The sequence below is a fragment of the Tamlana sp. 2_MG-2023 genome (assembly GCF_030548465.1).
Taxonomy (GTDB): domain Bacteria; phylum Bacteroidota; class Bacteroidia; order Flavobacteriales; family Flavobacteriaceae; genus Pseudotamlana.
The window spans coordinates 188,029-203,742 of sequence record NZ_JAUOSF010000002.1; the positions used below are offsets into that span (position 1 = coordinate 188,029).

Annotated in this window: 12 protein-coding genes; 7 read left to right on the forward strand and 5 right to left on the reverse strand. The window is 34.1% G+C overall.

Features of this window, described 5'->3' with window-relative positions:
- Positions 1-42: 42 nt before the first annotated feature.
- The 3 genes from Q4566_RS03885 to Q4566_RS03895 all read left to right on the forward strand — a co-directional run bounded on the left by Q4566_RS03885 (position 43) and on the right by Q4566_RS03895 (position 4,929).
- Positions 43-1,731 (forward strand): histidinol-phosphatase HisJ family protein, encoded by a 1,689-nt coding sequence (locus Q4566_RS03885; protein WP_303418452.1) that lies wholly within the window; start codon positions 43-45, stop codon positions 1,729-1,731.
- A 272-nt stretch (positions 1,732-2,003) separates the two neighbouring features.
- Positions 2,004-3,965 (forward strand): M1 family metallopeptidase, encoded by a 1,962-nt coding sequence (locus Q4566_RS03890; RefSeq protein ID WP_303418455.1) that lies wholly within the window; start codon positions 2,004-2,006, stop codon positions 3,963-3,965.
- Between the two features lie 49 nt (positions 3,966-4,014).
- Positions 4,015-4,929: a patatin family protein gene (locus Q4566_RS03895; RefSeq protein ID WP_303418456.1), complete on the forward strand. Its 915-nt coding sequence runs from the start codon at positions 4,015-4,017 to the stop codon at positions 4,927-4,929.
- 181 nt (positions 4,930-5,110) lie between these two features.
- Here Q4566_RS03895 and Q4566_RS03900 read toward each other — a convergent pair whose 3' ends face one another.
- Both Q4566_RS03900 and Q4566_RS03905 read right to left on the reverse strand, forming a co-directional pair.
- Positions 5,111-5,632: a hypothetical protein gene (locus Q4566_RS03900; RefSeq protein ID WP_303418458.1), complete on the reverse strand. Its 522-nt coding sequence runs from the start codon at positions 5,630-5,632 to the stop codon at positions 5,111-5,113.
- Positions 5,633-5,641: 9 nt separating this feature from the next.
- Positions 5,642-7,216, reverse strand: coding sequence for an FMN-binding glutamate synthase family protein (locus Q4566_RS03905; RefSeq protein ID WP_303418459.1), 1,575 nt, complete (start codon positions 7,214-7,216; stop codon positions 5,642-5,644).
- Positions 7,217-7,395: 179 nt separating this feature from the next.
- Between Q4566_RS03905 and Q4566_RS03910 the strand changes: the two genes are divergently transcribed.
- The 3 genes from Q4566_RS03910 to Q4566_RS03920 all read left to right on the forward strand — a co-directional run bounded on the left by Q4566_RS03910 (position 7,396) and on the right by Q4566_RS03920 (position 12,046).
- A complete protein-coding gene (locus tag Q4566_RS03910) occupies positions 7,396-8,928 on the forward strand; it encodes a hypothetical protein (protein WP_303418462.1) in 1,533 nt (510 codons plus the stop codon).
- A 79-nt stretch (positions 8,929-9,007) separates the two neighbouring features.
- Complete coding sequence (locus Q4566_RS03915) at positions 9,008-11,344, forward strand: ATP-dependent helicase (protein WP_303418465.1); 2,337 nt, start codon at positions 9,008-9,010, stop codon at positions 11,342-11,344.
- An 81-nt stretch (positions 11,345-11,425) separates the two neighbouring features.
- Positions 11,426-12,046, forward strand: a complete 621-nt coding sequence (locus Q4566_RS03920; RefSeq protein WP_303418468.1) for an L-threonylcarbamoyladenylate synthase — start codon at positions 11,426-11,428, stop codon at positions 12,044-12,046.
- A 186-nt stretch (positions 12,047-12,232) separates the two neighbouring features.
- Here the strand turns inward: Q4566_RS03920 and Q4566_RS03925 are convergent, their stop codons facing one another.
- The 3 genes from Q4566_RS03925 to Q4566_RS03935 all read right to left on the reverse strand — a co-directional run bounded on the left by Q4566_RS03925 (position 12,233) and on the right by Q4566_RS03935 (position 14,596).
- A complete protein-coding gene (locus tag Q4566_RS03925; RefSeq protein WP_303418472.1) occupies positions 12,233-13,072 on the reverse strand; it encodes an OmpA family protein in 840 nt (279 codons plus the stop codon).
- A 91-nt stretch (positions 13,073-13,163) separates the two neighbouring features.
- On the reverse strand, positions 13,164-14,153 hold the full coding sequence (locus Q4566_RS03930; RefSeq protein WP_303418475.1) for a glycosyltransferase family 2 protein: 990 nt from the start codon (positions 14,151-14,153) through the stop codon (positions 13,164-13,166).
- Entirely contained in the window at positions 14,150-14,596 is a 447-nt protein-coding gene (locus Q4566_RS03935) for a type I restriction enzyme HsdR N-terminal domain-containing protein (protein ID WP_303418478.1), read from the reverse strand. Before Q4566_RS03935 ends, Q4566_RS03930 begins: the two co-directional genes overlap by 4 nt.
- 102 nt (positions 14,597-14,698) lie before the next feature.
- Here Q4566_RS03935 and holA point away from each other — a divergent pair, with 102 nt between their 5' ends.
- The gene (gene holA, locus Q4566_RS03940) at positions 14,699-15,703 is read left to right on the forward strand and encodes a DNA polymerase III subunit delta (RefSeq protein ID WP_303418481.1); all 1,005 of its coding nucleotides are present in this window, start codon (positions 14,699-14,701) and stop codon (positions 15,701-15,703) included.
- Positions 15,704-15,714: the final 11 nt, after the last annotated feature.

Consider the following 15,714-nt stretch of genomic DNA (forward strand, 5'->3'; position numbering starts at 1 on the left):
TGTTGTTCTTAAAAATAGACGATTTTAAAGTTATATTGATTGATGAGAAAACTCAACGAATTTATATGGGAAACGCATGGTATTCATGCTGGTACCGAACAAGATCATGTTAAGCATGGTATCGATAAGTTAGAAGATATTATTGATAAAGCCATAGAAGCGAATAATCCGAGTATTACTTTTATTATTCACTCGCCACGTTTAACAAATTTTAGATATACTGCTGAAAAGGATACGAATGTAAAATTTATTCGCGGTAACAGATCGTATTTAAATTACCCAAAGCGTATTGCTAATTTGCGCAAAAAATATGCAGGGAAGATTAACATTAAATTTGGTGTTGAGCTAGAATGGATGGGGCCTGAAATAGGTTTACAATGGAGTCGCTCTAAGATTTTTCAAGCTGAAGATGCCGATTATGTTATTGGTTCAGTACATTTTGCTCCTGAAGGATTACCATATGACGGCTCTAAGGAGGAAGCGCAAGAATTACTGAAATTAAGAGGTAGTTTGGAAGCGTATTGGGATGGTTATTTCAACGAAATGATCCAAATGATTGAAAGTTTTGGAGATATGATTCAAATTATTGGTCATATTGATTTACCAAAACTAAATGTTGATATGCCTGAAGCTTTGGTGAATTTTGAAACGAGTTCACACCCATTGGCTAATAAATTCAGAACACTTTTAGAGCTTATTGCCGATAGAAACTTGTCTTTAGATGTTAATATGGCTGGGAAGTTTAAAGGTGTTGGCGTGTATCCGGTGCAGAGTATTTTACGTCGCGCGCATCAGCTTCAAATTCCAGTTTGTGTTGGAACAGATACGCATCACGTGCGTTATTATGGATTAAACTACAAGGAAAGTTTAGAGTATATTCAGGAAGCTGGTTATGAAAGCTATGTGAGTTATTCGAAATTAATTCCTGAAAACCGTACCATTTATGACGATCATGAATTAAAAGTAAAATATACGGTTTTAAATAAAGGGATTGAGTTGTTAAATCAGCGTTTAGATGAAACTGAAAGACGTATTATTCCAGACTTTTCGTTTGGAGGATCTTTTTTAGAGTTTGTTGATTTATATAAGAATTCTACCGGAATGGGTGATTATAACGCCATTCGTATCAGAAAATGGGGTAAATCGATAACGGTAACGGATGAAATTCCTAAAATGTCAGGAAGAAAGGTGAATGGGTTATTTTCTGAGCATTTAGATCAGCCAGGAGTGATTTCTTCGCTGTTTAATACATTAGCTTCGGAAGGGATTAATGTGGAAACGGCCCGTTTAAGATCAAATAAAAACGGTACTGCAGAAGCTTTTTTATCACTTAGCGAAGACAACGGAAATGTTAAAAGCGCTATTGATTTTATTAATGGAACCGATTCAGGAGTCTTTAGTAAACTTATATACCAAGAGAATGCTGAATTGCCAAACTATTACAGTCAAGGTGTTTATTTATTAGAAATGGATGGCGTTGCTTTAAACTTGGCTTTAAGTGAAAAAGTGATTCTTACTAAGCATAGAAATTCACCTGGAGTTTTACTGATTTTACTTTCAGCATTAGCTTCTAAAAACATCAATATCGCCGATTTAAGATTAGGGAAACTTAATGATATTGGGTATTCAGCTATAGCGGTAAAAGGAGATAGTAACGTGATTAAAAACTTGTTAACCAGGCTTGGTGATCAATACTTTGAAGCGAATTTAATTGAGTTTCATAGTTTTTAAGGCTTGTTCAATATATTTTAGAGGACATCTAACACTTCTACAAAAACACTTTCATCAAATTGAAAAATGAGATGGAAGTGTTTTTTTTTTTTTTGTTTTAATAGGTTTCTATGTTATTTAAGTTAACGTAATGAAACCCTTCAGGTTTTCAAAACCTGAAGGGTCTGACTAAACGTTCTAAAGTTTTTTTAAGGAGGTATCAGCTGTTTAATACATCTCCTTAATATTCCTAAATTTTATGTATTTTGGTATTTCTTTCAGCCTTCAAATTTATGAACAGAATCCTACTTATTATTGTTTTGTTAAGCACGGGCTTGACTTTTTCTCAGCAAACAAGTGTTGTTGACTTTAAAAGGGCTCAGGCTGAAATTTCTTTTGGAGATTTATTAGCTAAAGAAGTAAAAGGTGTGGTTGCTTACGAATTTGACGTTTTAAAAGATGTTGATTCTGTGTTTTTAGATGCTCAAAATTTTGAAAACATAACGGCTATTTTAGATGAAAATTTAGAAGTAGGCGATTACAATGGAAAACAACTAATTATCAAGAATGCTTTTAAAGCAAATACTTCTCATAAATTAGAAATCACTTGGGAGACAAGTCCGAAAAAAGCCCTTTATTTTATAGACTGGGAATATCTTGGGGGTAATCGTCAGATTTGGACACAGGGTCAAGGGAAATACACTAGTAATTGGCTGCCTAGTTTCGATGATATGACCGAGAAGGTGGAGTTTGATCTAAGCATCACTTTCGATAAAGCTTATGAGGTTATCGCTAACGGAAAACTAATAAATAAAATCATTTCTGGAGAAAAGGCTACTTGGGAATTTGATATGCGAAAACCCATGTCTAGCTATTTGGTCGCTTTTGCAATTGGTAAATATGTAAAAAAAACAACGCTTTCTCGTAACGGGGTGCCTTTAGATATGTATTATTATCCTAATGAAGATGGTAAATTCGAGCCAACATACAGGCATACGCAACGCATTTTTGATTTTCTTCAGAAAGAGATAGGAGTGCCTTATCCATGGCAAAATTATAAACAAGTGCCTGTAAAAGATTTTCTTTATGCTGGGATGGAAAACACGAGTGCAACTATTTTTTCAGATGCCTTTTTAATTGATGAAACTGCTTTTATTGATAAAAACTATGTAAACGTGAATGCGCATGAATTGGCGCATCAGTGGTTTGGTGATTTGGTTACTGAAACTTCAGGAACACACCATTGGCTTCAAGAAGGATTTGCGACTTATTATGCATTGTTAGCGGAGCGCGAAGTATTTGGTGAGGATTATTATCAATACAAGCTTTACGAGTATGCTCAAGAGTTGCTAGATCAAGATAAAGCAGGAAGAAGCACAGCGCTTTTAGATCCGAAATCGAGTAGTACCACATTTTATAAAAAAGGCGCTTGGGTGCTCACGTTGTTGTATGATAAAGTAGGGGAGAAAGACTTTAAAAAGGGTGTGAAAAACTATTTGGATAAATACCAGTTTAAAAATGTTGAAACAAACGATTTTATTAGTGAAATTGAAGCCTCTAGCGGCAAGAATTTGTCTGATTTTGTTGATGTTTGGCTTAAATCTGAAAAATTTCATTATGAAATTATTGAAACCTATTTAAGAAAGAACTTTAAGGGCTATAAAGCATTTTTAAAATTAGATTGTCAAGCTTCGAAGGTGAACTGTCAAGAATTTTTAGAATCTTCGGAAAACCCATATATCAATACAGAAGTAATTAGGCAGTTAGAAGGAAATGTTCCTAAATCGGTTTTTAACTTAAAATCAATTAAGGAACGACAGGCAATAGCGCAGTCTGTATCAACGATACCTTCAGGAATGAGAATAGATTACGAATCTTTACTTCAAGATAAATCCTATGCTACAATTGAAGCGGCATTGTATAATTTATGGAGTAATTTTCCGAATGATAATAAATTGTATTTAAAACAAACCAAAGGTGTTGAGGGGTTTAATGATAAAAATGTGCGCATTCTTTGGTTAACACTTGCTTTAATTACCGAAGATTTTGAACCTGAAAACAACACACGTTATTTTGAAGAACTCACTGAATATACGAGTCCGAAATACGGTTTTGAAATTCGTCAGAATGCGTTTGCTTATTTAAATCAAATTCGAGCTTGCAAGGCTGCGTGTCAGAAAAACTTAAAACAAGCTGAAACGCATCACAACTGGCAGTTTTCTAAGTTTGCAAAACAGCTGTTACAGGCAGAATAAGTTTCTTTATTTCAATCATAATTTTATATTTACAAATAAATAGTTCAATTTGAAAGCATTAGTAATTTCTGGAGGAGGTAGTAAAGGCGCATACGCGGGTGGTGTGGCAGAGTATTTAATTAAGGAAGAAAAGCGTAATTACGATTTATATCTTGGTACATCTACGGGTAGTATGCTTATTCCGCATTTAGCCGCTGGCAAAATTGATGAAATTCATGAGGTATTTACTAACGTTAATCAGAGCAATATATTTAGTGTAAACCCTTTTGTAGTGCGTAAAAAAGGCGATCGTGAGTTTGTATCTATAGATTTTATAAACTCCTTATGGCAATTTATTAAAATGAAGCGCACCTTTGGGGAAAGTAAAGCTCTAAGACGTTATTTCAGAAAGCATTTCACGGAAGCGTATTACGACCAAATTAGAGCAACTAAGGAAGATGTTGTTGTAACAGTTTCAAATTTATCTAAAAATATAGTTGAGTATAAGTCGATAAAAGATTTCACTTATGAAGAGTTTTGCGATTGGGTTTGGATTTCCTGTAACTATATTCCGTTCATGTCCTTGGTGAAAAAAGACGGCTTTGAATATGCCGATGGTGCCTTTGGCTGTGTAGTGCCTATTCGTGAAGCGATTTTAAGAGGCGCCACAGAGATTGATGCGATTATACTAGAATCGGAAAACATGCAATACAATAAAGTTCTGGGTAAAAACCCGTATTCATTGATGTTGAATCTGTTTGGGCATTTGCTAGACCAAGTAGAACGCAGTGACATCCTAATTGGTAAATTAGCTGCTAGAAATAAAGATGTTAAACTTAATTTGTATTATACACCTTCAAGACTTACTGAAAACTCACTAATTTTTAATAAAAAACTAATGACCGACTGGTGGGATAAAGGGTATAACTATGCTAAGGAAAAGTGTAAAGAAGCAAGATCCAACGAACTTCGAATGGATAAGTAGTTTTTTTATTTTGACTATTGGGGTTTATGTTAAGGTTTGGCCTCTAATTTGTTAACTGTTTATTTGTTTAACCGTGTAACTGAGACTGAAAACTGCGACTCAATTTGAAACTTTAACTAATTTCTAACCTTTAATATTTAACTTTTTCAACCATCAACTAACAACCAAAATAAACCAATATCTACCACAAATCAGAAACTTCACTTTTTATAAATGAAAGCGCAGCATCACTAGGCGATGGACGTTCCATCATTTCAGTTAAAATAACTTCTCTTAGCTTGTTTGCAGAATCTACTTTTTCAGACATATTCGCTTTTCTAATCAGTTGAATCGTCGCATTTTTAGCTGTTGAAATGATATTCCAGCATTTGTCACTAATATAAATTTGTTGCGATAAGTTGTGCTCAAACTCCTGTTCAATACTTTTTATAAGTAACGATTCGTAATCTTCTTTACTAGTGGTTATTGGTGTTGTTCTAACTAATAAATTAGAAGGTGAAATACGTTCTAAAAAGAGTGCCATACGCTCATAAGCTTGTAAACGTAAAGGCATAGTTTCTATCTGTAAATCTTTTTTTAGCAGAAAACGCCTTCTTCCATCTTCGTTTTTTGTGTGTTCTTTAAAAAAGTAATACGCAATACATCCTGTAATAATTGAAGGAATAGCAAATAAAAATAGGTCGATAATTCTTGAGACTTCCATAAGATGTGGTTAGTTTTTATGTTGTGATTTAGGATGATTGCCCAAATATAAACAATCTTTTAAATTTTGCATCCCTAAAAAAGGAACAGTGGTTTTTTCATAGGCAAATGTAGAGTGCAGCTTATTGGAAAGACTGTGGTCATCTATATTCATTTCAATATCACTCATAGTAAATTGGCAAGGATGCTCATACCCTGCGGCATGTGAAATTTCTATCAGTTCCTTTCTAAAAGTTTTAAAATACTGCGCCAGACGTTCTGATTTTAAAGGTGGATTGATGCCACTTTGCAGCCATTTACTTTGTGTTGCTACACCACTAGGGCAGCGATTTGTGTGGCATACTTGTGCTTGAATACAACCAATACTCATCATAGCTTCTCTTGCAACGTTAATACAATCAGCCCCCATAGCGAAGGCCATAGCGGCTTTGGCAGGAAACCCTAATTTCCCACTGCCAATAAATACAAGTCCTTCAGAAAGTCCTTTGTTTTGAAATAATTTATATAAGTCGCTAAAACCATAAACCCATGGTAATGAAACGTGATCGGCAAAACTAGGAGGTGCTGCACCAGTGCCACCTTCACCACCGTCTACAGTAATAAAATCTGGGCCCTTTCCGGTGGTAATCATTACGTCGGCTAATTCTTCCCATTGTTCTAGTTTTCCAATAGCCGCTTTTATACCTACTGGTAACCCTGTGGCTTCAGCAATTTTTTCAATAAAATCAACCATTTCAGGGATGTTAGAAAATGCTTTATGGTTTGGAGGAGATAGCACATCTTTTCCAACAGGTACGCCACGAATATCCGAAATCTCTTGGGTGATTTTAGCACCTGGTAAAACACCGCCTTTTCCGGGTTTAGCACCTTGAGAAAGTTTCACTTCAATGGCACGAATAAACGGATTGCTCTCAACCAGCTTTATCATTTTTTCCATAGAAAATCCGCCATGTTCATCACGAACGCCAAAATAACCAGTTCCAAAATGAAAAATCACATCACCTCCATGGCTGTGATGTGGCGATAAACCACCTTCACCGGTGTTGTGGTAAGCGCCCGCGATTTTAACGCCTTTGTTTAAGGATTCTATCGCTTTCGCGGAAAGAGAGCCAAAACTCATTGCAGATACGTTAATCACAGAAGCAGGTCGAAAAGGTTTACGTCTTTTATGAAATTCTCCTATGACTTTAGCACATGGTAAAAAAGTTTTATCTACATGGTTAGGGTGGTCTTCAGGAAGTTTAAACGCCATCATGGCATTATTGATGAAAATATGCTGATGCTTATAAATATCACGATCGGTACCAAAACCTTCATAGTTGTTTTCTTTTTTAGCTGAAGCATAAATCCAACTGCGTTCAATGCGGTTAAAAGGTAGTTCTTCACGGTTGTTGGCAACAAAATATTGACGCATTTCGGGGCCAATACTTTCCAGAAGATAGCGTAAATGACCAAAAATAGGGTAGTTGTGACTTATGGTGTGTTTCTTTTGAAAAAAGACATCGCGTATGGCAACTAGAGCAAGAATTATAAATAACCAGCCCCACCAGCTTAGGTTTGAAAAAAAATCTAAAAATGAATTCATTGTAAAAATACTATTTAAATCGTGTAAAATTTGTCTAAAAAGCTGTTCTCAAAGTTGTTTTTTATAATAGACTAATAATGAGAACTATAAATATATTTAGTGTATTTATCATGTTTTTTGTTTTTAAAGGTATTTAAAATTATTGTTTTTCATATGAATTGAATATATATCTTTATATCATGAAATTTAAATATATCGTACTCTTAGTGTTTGTCGTTATTTTAGTTATTATAGCGATACCTGTTTCTAATTACATAGTAAAAGGAAAAATAGAAAAGGGATTAGCTAATTTACCAGATCATGTGAGTGTTGAAACGGAAACGATTTCTGTAGATGTGACTTCGGGGACTGTTGAATTTAAGGATATTACTATTTCGGTAAATAATAAAGTTTCAAAGAAAACAGACTTAACGCTTAGCCTAAATTCAGTTTTAATAGAAGATATTGATTATATAGATTTTGTTTTTAGTAATAAGCTTAACATTGATGAGGTGGCTTTAGACGGACCACAAGTTACTTATTACAAAGCTGGTAAGAAAAAGAAACCGGAAGGGGAATACAGCATATCTGAAACACCAGAAGTTAACATAAAGGTCGTTAAAATTTTAAATGGACGTGCCCAAGTATTGGATCAGAACAATGACTCACTTTTGTTTGCAGTGAAACATTTTAAACTCAATATAACAGATGTTACGCATAAACCAAACATAAAGCATAGAATACCAGTAACGTTTCATGATTTTGATGTTATAGCTGATTCTATACAGCTTAATGTAGGGGAGTTTGATCGTTTATACATAGCAGATGTACACTTTAAAGAGCATGCTGCGCATTTCAAAGACTTGCATTTCAAAACGAAATACACCAAAAAGGAACTGTCTAAACGCCTTAAAAAGGAAAAGGATTATTTCGATTTAAAACTCGATTCGTTAAGGCTGGAACAAATTGATTTTGGTTATAAAAATGATTCTGTTTTTTATTTTCACACCGAAAAAACAAAACTACACAAGCTCGACTTAGTAGTTTATAGAGATAAATTGGTAGCTGATGATCTTACTACAAAACCTCTGTTTAGTAAAGTTATACGTGACTTAAATTTTGACCTTAATTTGGTTGATGTTGTTATTTTGGATGCCAAGATAAAGTATGAAGAACGTGTAAATCATGAAGGTGTTCCAGGAGAAATTTATTTTACAGATTTTAATGCCAATTTGACTAATGTTAGTAATACCTACTCAGAAGGAGAAAAAACGGTTATTAAAACAACTTCAAAGTTTATGGATGAAGCGCCGTTAGAAACCGATTGGGAATTTGATGTCAACAATATTTATGATCGTTTTCTGTTTAAAGCAGATTTAGGACCTTTCCATGCTGTAAATATAAATCAGTTTTTAGTGCCTAATTTAAACGTGAAGTTTGAAGGTGTTTTACATCAGACTTATTTTACGATTGATGGAACAGCATCTCATTCGTCTGTAGATTTAAAAACTAAATTTGATGGACTTCGTGTGGAGGTACTCAGAAAGGATAAGCACGAGAAGAATAAATTCTTATCGGCTATTGCTAATGTTTTCGTGCCAAAAACAACAAATAAAGGTGAGAGTTCTTTTTCTGAAGCGGTAAGACATGATATAGAGCGAGATAAAACAAAATCTATTTTCAATTTTATTTGGCTTAATATAAAAGAAGGTTTAATACACGCTAAAAATTAATTTGTTCATAATTATTCATTATTTCAGCCTATAAAAAGCCTAACAATGGTTAATTTCACGGCGTAAAATTGATGATGATTTGGAAAAATATTTAAGCCAGTTAAACGAAGCTCAATTAGAGCCTACAATACAGATTGACGGACCCATGATTGTGATTGCAGGCGCTGGTTCTGGAAAAACAAGAGTGCTTACTTACCGTATTGCTTATATGATGAGTAAAGGTATAGATCCTTTTAATATTCTATCGCTAACCTTTACCAATAAGGCAGCCAAAGAGATGAAAGAGCGTATCGCCTCTATTGTAGGGGCAAGCGAAGCAAAGAACTTGTGGATGGGAACATTTCACTCCATTTTCGCTAAAATATTACGTATTGAAGCTGATAAAATTGGTTTTCCGAGTAACTTCACAATCTATGATTCTCAAGATTCCGATAAGTTAATTGGTGCAATTATTAGAGAAATGCAGCTTGATAAAGATGTATATAAGGCCAAACAAGTGCGTTCTCGAATTTCTTCTTACAAAAATAGTTTAATCACGGTTCGTGCTTATTTTCAAAATGCAGAACTTAAGGAAGCCGATGCTATGGCTAGGCGACCAAGATTAGGAGATATTTATAAGGAGTATGTAGACCGTTGTTTTAAAGCGGGGGCAATGGATTTTGATGATTTATTGTTAAGAACCAATGAATTGCTAACGCGTTTTCCAGAGGTTTTAGCAAAATATCAGAACCGATTTAAATACATTTTGGTAGATGAGTATCAGGATACCAACCATTCGCAGTATTTAATTGTACGCGCTTTATCTGATAAGTTTCAAAACATTTGTGTGGTTGGTGATGATGCCCAAAGTATTTATGCCTTCCGTGGAGCAAATATTAATAACATTCTGAATTTCCAAAAAGATTATGACGATGTGAAAATGTTCCGTTTAGAGCAAAATTACCGTTCTACAAAAAACATTGTAAATGCGGCAAACTCTATTATTGACAAAAACCAAACGAAGCTTGAAAAAATTGTTTGGACAGCCAATGATGAGGGCGGAAAAATAAAAGTACACCGTTCTTTAACAGATGGTGATGAAGGGCGTTACGTAGCAAGTACCATTTTAGAGAATAAAACGAGTCAGAATTTAAATAACAGTGATTTTGCGATTTTATACCGTACCAATTCACAATCACGTGCCATGGAGGAAGCCTTGCGTAAACGCGGTATCCCTTATCGCATATACGGTGGTTTATCATTTTACCAACGTAAAGAAATTAAAGACGTCTTGTCTTATTTGCGTTTAATTGTAAACCCTGCTGATGAAGAAGCTTTAAAACGTGTGATTAATTTTCCGCCTAGAGGAATTGGTCAAACCACATTAGATCGTTTAGTGGTCGCAGCAAATGGTTATAAACGGACTATTTTTGAAGTGATGAAAAACATCGATAAAGTCGATATTAAAATCAATTCAGGAACAAAAAATAAACTTCAAGACTTCGTCACCTTAATAGAAAGTTATCAGGTTTTAAACCAAACAGCCGATGTTTTTGAACTGGCTGAGTATGTCACTAGAACCAGTGGCGTACTTAAAGAGTTTGGTAAGGATACCACCCCAGAAGGTGTAACACGCGTAGAGAACATCGAAGAACTCATTAATGGTATGAAGGATTTCGTGGAAGGTCAAATTGAAATTGCTGATGCCACAGGTTCTTTATCTGAATTTTTAGAAGATGTAGCGTTATCAAGTGATTTGGATAATGAAACCGAAGATGATGATGAGGTCGCTTTAATGACCATTCACTTAGCAAAAGGTCTTGAGTTTTCTAATGTATTTATTGTGGGCTTGGAGGAAGATTTATTCCCAAGTGCTATGAGTATGAACACTCGAAGTGAACTAGAGGAGGAGCGTCGTTTATTTTATGTAGCTTTAACACGTGCTGAAAAACAAGCTTATTTAACCTATGCGTTATCCCGTTACCGTTGGGGAAAACTCGTAGATTCAGACCCGAGTCGTTTTATAGAAGAAATAGACGAGAAGTATTTGGAAGTTTTAACCCCTATTGAAGAACGTCGTATTAACCCAATGCTTTCTGCTGATATTTTTGGAGATACCGAACCAAATAAAATTCGTTACAAACCAGCTAAGCAGCCAACTTTTGCTAAAAACAAAACGCCTAAAAAGGAACCTGAAAAATATGTAGCACCAACATCTAAAAACTTAAAGCCCGTAGCCAAAACGGCAGGGAGTGCTGCAAATTTATTTGATAGTAAATTAACCGTAGGTAATACGGTAAAACATATTAGATTTGGTACAGGTGAAGTTTTAAAAATAGAGGGTACAGGCGCCGATGTTAAAGCAGAAATAAAATTTCAACATGGCGGAACTAAAAAACTATTATTACGCTTTGCAAAACTTGAAGTTGTAGGTTAGAAACGAGGTTTTGAATGCATCGTCTTTCATAATTAGAAATTTAACGTTTAATTTGTATTACGAAGCATTACCTAAGTGACTATGGCTGATTTTATTAGAATATACGAAGAAAACCCCAATCCTAGAGAAATTGACAAGGTTGTAAAGGTTTTAAAACGTGGCGGACTCATAATCTACCCAACCGATACCGTTTATGGTTTAGGTTGTGATATTACGAACGTAAAAGCCTTAGAGCGTATTGCTAGAATTAAAGGGGTGAAACTAGAAAAGGCTAACTTTTCTTTTGTTTGTCATGATTTAAGCCATTTAAGCGATTATGTTAAGCAAATTGACACCGCTACATTTAAAATTTTAAAGCGTGCTTTACCTGGGCCTTATACGTTTGTATTACCTGGTTCAAAGAATTTGCCAAACCCATTTAAGAAAAGAAAAACCGTTGGTATTCGTGTGCCTGATAATGCCATAGCTTCAGAAATAGTTAGGCAATTAGGAAACCCAATCATTTCAACGTCTATTCGAGATGAAGATGAGGTGTTAGAATACACCACAGATCCAGAACTTATTTTAGAAAAATGGGATAACCTTGTTGATTTAGTGATTGATGGTGGTTATGGTGATAATGAAGCTTCTACGGTTATCGATTTATCTGAAGATGAGCCGCTCATTATAAGAGAGGGGAAAGGGAGTTTGGAGATATTCTAAATAGTTGTTAGTTGCTGGTTTTTGGTGCTTACTCGTGCGGGGTTGTTACATAGGAGCTACGCTGAGGTTTCACTGAGATGCACATAGAGGTTTTTAGACACAGATTTTTACAGATTATACGTATTAACAAAAAAAAGAGGCTGTCTTTTTCAGACAGCCTCTTTGAAATTTTATAAAACGTGCTACTTAATTACCAGCAGAAAGGTTTTTCATTTCTTTTTCAATCATGTCATAAAACTGATCGATTTTTGGTAATACCACGATACGTGTACGACGGTTTTTAGCTCTGTTTTCAGCAGTATCATTATCTACTAATGGAACATAGTCAGCACGTCCAGCAGCTATTAATTGAGCAGGGTTTACATCAAGTGTTTGTAATACTCTAATAATTGAAGTAGAACGTTTAACACTTAAATCCCAGTTGTCTAATAAAACACCGTTACCTTTATAAGGTACACTATCTGTGTGACCTTCAACCATACATTCGAAATCTGGTTTGCTGTTTACTACTTTTGCAACTTTCGCTAAAACTTCTTTAGCTTGAGCTGTTACATTGTAGCTACCGCTTTTGAATAATAATTTATCAGCAATAGAAATAAATACAACACCCTTTTCTACATTGATTTCAATGTCTGGATCGTTAATTCCAACTTCACGTTTTAAACTTGTTACTAAAGCTAGCGTTACACTGTCTTTTTGAGTTAAAGCATCTTGTAAGCGGTTAATTTTAAGCTCTTTTTCTTTAATGCTTTCTAATGTTTTTTCAATATTACTAGCACCCTTTGAAGATAACATAGTTAAATTATCATTGTTTTTACGCAAATCTGCTACTTGTTCTTCTAAGGCTTTTGCTCGCGCTGTAGATGTTGCTCTATCTTCTAAACAAGAGTTTAACTTAACGGTTGCAGAATTAAGCAAATCCTGAGTTTCCTTTTGTTTTGCTTGTAAGTCTGTAAATTGTTTTTTTGATACACATGAGCTTAGTATAAGCATTGCAGATGCACTAAGTAATAAGATTTTCTTCATAATAATGTTAGGATTAACTTTCTAAATTGTTAAACAAAAATATATAAAATTCGGCTGACATATACAATTTAACAAAACTTTTACTAAACACCTATAAACTAGTATAATTCTTTTTTTTACGTATGTAATAGTCAAAAACAATTGATGTTCTTGTGAAATATTTCATACGATGTTTAGTGGTCTTTCGCTGTTTTAACAACCGATTCAATTGCTTGTAATAACTAAAATGTGCTTTAATTATTGCAAGAGTGTGTTTTGGTTTTAATTCAGCAAGAAATTTTATGCCTGCTATGCCATCCAGACACATTCGAACAAGTATTATGCCAAACAAAAAGCCTTTTGCGTTTTTTGTTAACATGAATAGACTGTTTCTAAAATTAAGATAAGTTTTTTTAGGGTTTTGGTTGTTCAAAGTAGCTCCACCTACATGATAAACTTCAGAAGCTCCTACGTATTTAATTGAGTATCCTTGATTTTTTGCACGCCAACATAGGTCAATCTCCTCCATATGAGCAAAAAAATGTTCATCTAAACCATTAAGTTTGTTAAAAACACTAGACCTTATAAATAAACAAGCTCCTGTGGCCCAAAATATATTTGAATTATCATTATATTGACCTAGATCTTTTTCTATGCTTTCGAAAATTCGGCCTCTGCAATAAGGGTAGCCATATTTATCAATAAATCCACCAGCGGCACCCGCATATTCAAAATATGCTTTATTCTTAAAATCTAATATTTTGGGTTGTATAATTGCTGTAAACTCATCTTGAGAGAAAGCTTTCATTATAGGAGGTAGCCAGTTCTTAGTCACCTCAATATCACTGTTTAATAAACAAAAAACATCGGCCTTAATATGTTTTAAAGCATCATTATACCCTTTTGCATAGCCCCCATTCTCTGTATTCACAATTATTTTAATACTAGGGAAGTTGTTTTTTACAAAAGAAATAGAATCATCTGTTGATGCATTATCTGCAACATAAATCTGGGCTTCTTCAGAATATGCAATGATTGAAGGTAGGAATTGTTCTAGCAATGACTTTCCGTTCCAATTTAATATAACAACAGCTATTTTCATGAGATGTAATTAGGGATGTCTTCTAAAAAATTATAACATTCATTTTTAAAATCCATTTGACAATAATAATGATTAAGTCCGTTTGTAACCATTAAATAAGTGGCGTTTAATTCTAAATTATAACGTGAAATTTGATCGAATGTAGTTTGGTTTATAGTAATTTTTGGTGCTTTGCACTCTACAATAAGGTGAATACTTCCATCGGCATTAAAAACGACAATATCATAGCGTTTTTTTAAAGTATTGATGGTGAGCTCTTTTTCAACATTAATAAGCGATTTCGGGAATTTTTTAACGACAATTAGATATTGAACACAGTGTTGTCGCACCCATTCTTCAGGTTGTAAAATCACAAATTTTTTACGAATAGGATCAAAAATAGATACTTTATTTTCTTTATTTTTGAATCGAAACGAATATTCTGGAAAATTAAGTGCTTGCACAGTGTTTTGTTTGTTTTCAAAGTTAAGCTACAATATAGAAATACCAAATATCCAATCGTAATTGTTGTATTTGGTTATTTTTTAATCTGAAATTTTATTGATTTGGACGAAGTCAAACAATTAGTAACTGATATAAAAAAGGGGAATTTAAAACCTATCTATTTTTTAATGGGTGAGGAGCCTTATTATATTGATAGAATCTCCGATTATATAGAACAAACGATTCTGTCGGAAGAAGAGCGTGGTTTCAATCAAATGGTATTATACGGAAGGGATGTGAGCGTTGAAGATGTCGTTGGAAATGCAAAACGTTTCCCAATGATGGCTGAACATCAAGTGGTTATTGTAAAAGAAGCTCAAGATTTATCTCGAACCATTGAAAAATTTGCTACTTATGCTGCTAACCCACAGCCAACCACAATTTTAGTAATTAATTATAAATATAAAAAGTTAGATAAGCGAAAAGCACTTTATAAGGTCATTAATAAAGTAGGTGTGGTTTTCGAGAGTAAAAAACTTTATGAAAATCAAGTTTCAGATTGGATTAGACGTGTGTTAGCTTCTAAAAAGTATACCATTACGCCAAAAGCAGCACAGATGTTAGTTGAGTTTTTAGGAACCGATTTGAGTAAAATAAATAATGAATTAGAAAAACTTCAAATCATTCTGCCCAAAGAAACTGAAATCACGCCAGAACATATTGAAGAAAATATAGGTATTAGTAAAGATTATAACAATTTTGAATTGCGTAAAGCTGTAGGCGAGCGTAACACCATTAAAATTTATAAAATTGTGAAATACTTTGCCGAAAACCCAAAGGATAACCCCATGGTTGTTACCGTGTCTTTGATGTTTAACTTTTTCTCTCAACTTCTACATTTTCATGGTTTAAATGATAAATCACCACGTCATGTAGCTCAAGCCCTTAAAGTAAACCCGTACTTTGTGAATGAATATATTACTGCTGCAAAAAACTACCCGATGAGAAAAGTTAGTGCTGTTGTTGCGACTTTAAGGGAGTTTGATGTAAAAAGTAAGGGGGTAGGTTCCAATGCGGTTCCCCAAGGAGATTTGTTGAAAGAACTCATGGTTAGAATTCTAAATTAATTTTTAAAAGT

Excerpts from the sequence above, each read along its gene's own strand:
- Q4566_RS03885 (WP_303418452.1), top strand. The coding sequence starts at position 43 with ATGAGAAAACTCAACGAATTTATATGGGAAACGCATGGTATTCATGCT.
- Q4566_RS03890 (WP_303418455.1), top strand. The coding sequence starts at position 2,004 with ATGAACAGAATCCTACTTATTATTGTTTTGTTAAGCACGGGCTTGACT.
- Q4566_RS03900 (WP_303418458.1), bottom strand. The coding sequence starts at position 5,632 with ATGGAAGTCTCAAGAATTATCGACCTATTTTTATTTGCTATTCCTTCA.
- Q4566_RS03905 (WP_303418459.1), bottom strand. The coding sequence starts at position 7,216 with ATGAATTCATTTTTAGATTTTTTTTCAAACCTAAGCTGGTGGGGCTGG.
- Q4566_RS03910 (WP_303418462.1), top strand. The coding sequence starts at position 7,396 with ATGAAATTTAAATATATCGTACTCTTAGTGTTTGTCGTTATTTTAGTT.
- Q4566_RS03920 (WP_303418468.1), top strand. The coding sequence starts at position 11,426 with ATGGCTGATTTTATTAGAATATACGAAGAAAACCCCAATCCTAGAGAA.
- Q4566_RS03925 (WP_303418472.1), bottom strand. The coding sequence starts at position 13,072 with ATGAAGAAAATCTTATTACTTAGTGCATCTGCAATGCTTATACTAAGC.
- Q4566_RS03930 (WP_303418475.1), bottom strand. The coding sequence starts at position 14,153 with ATGAAAATAGCTGTTGTTATATTAAATTGGAACGGAAAGTCATTGCTA.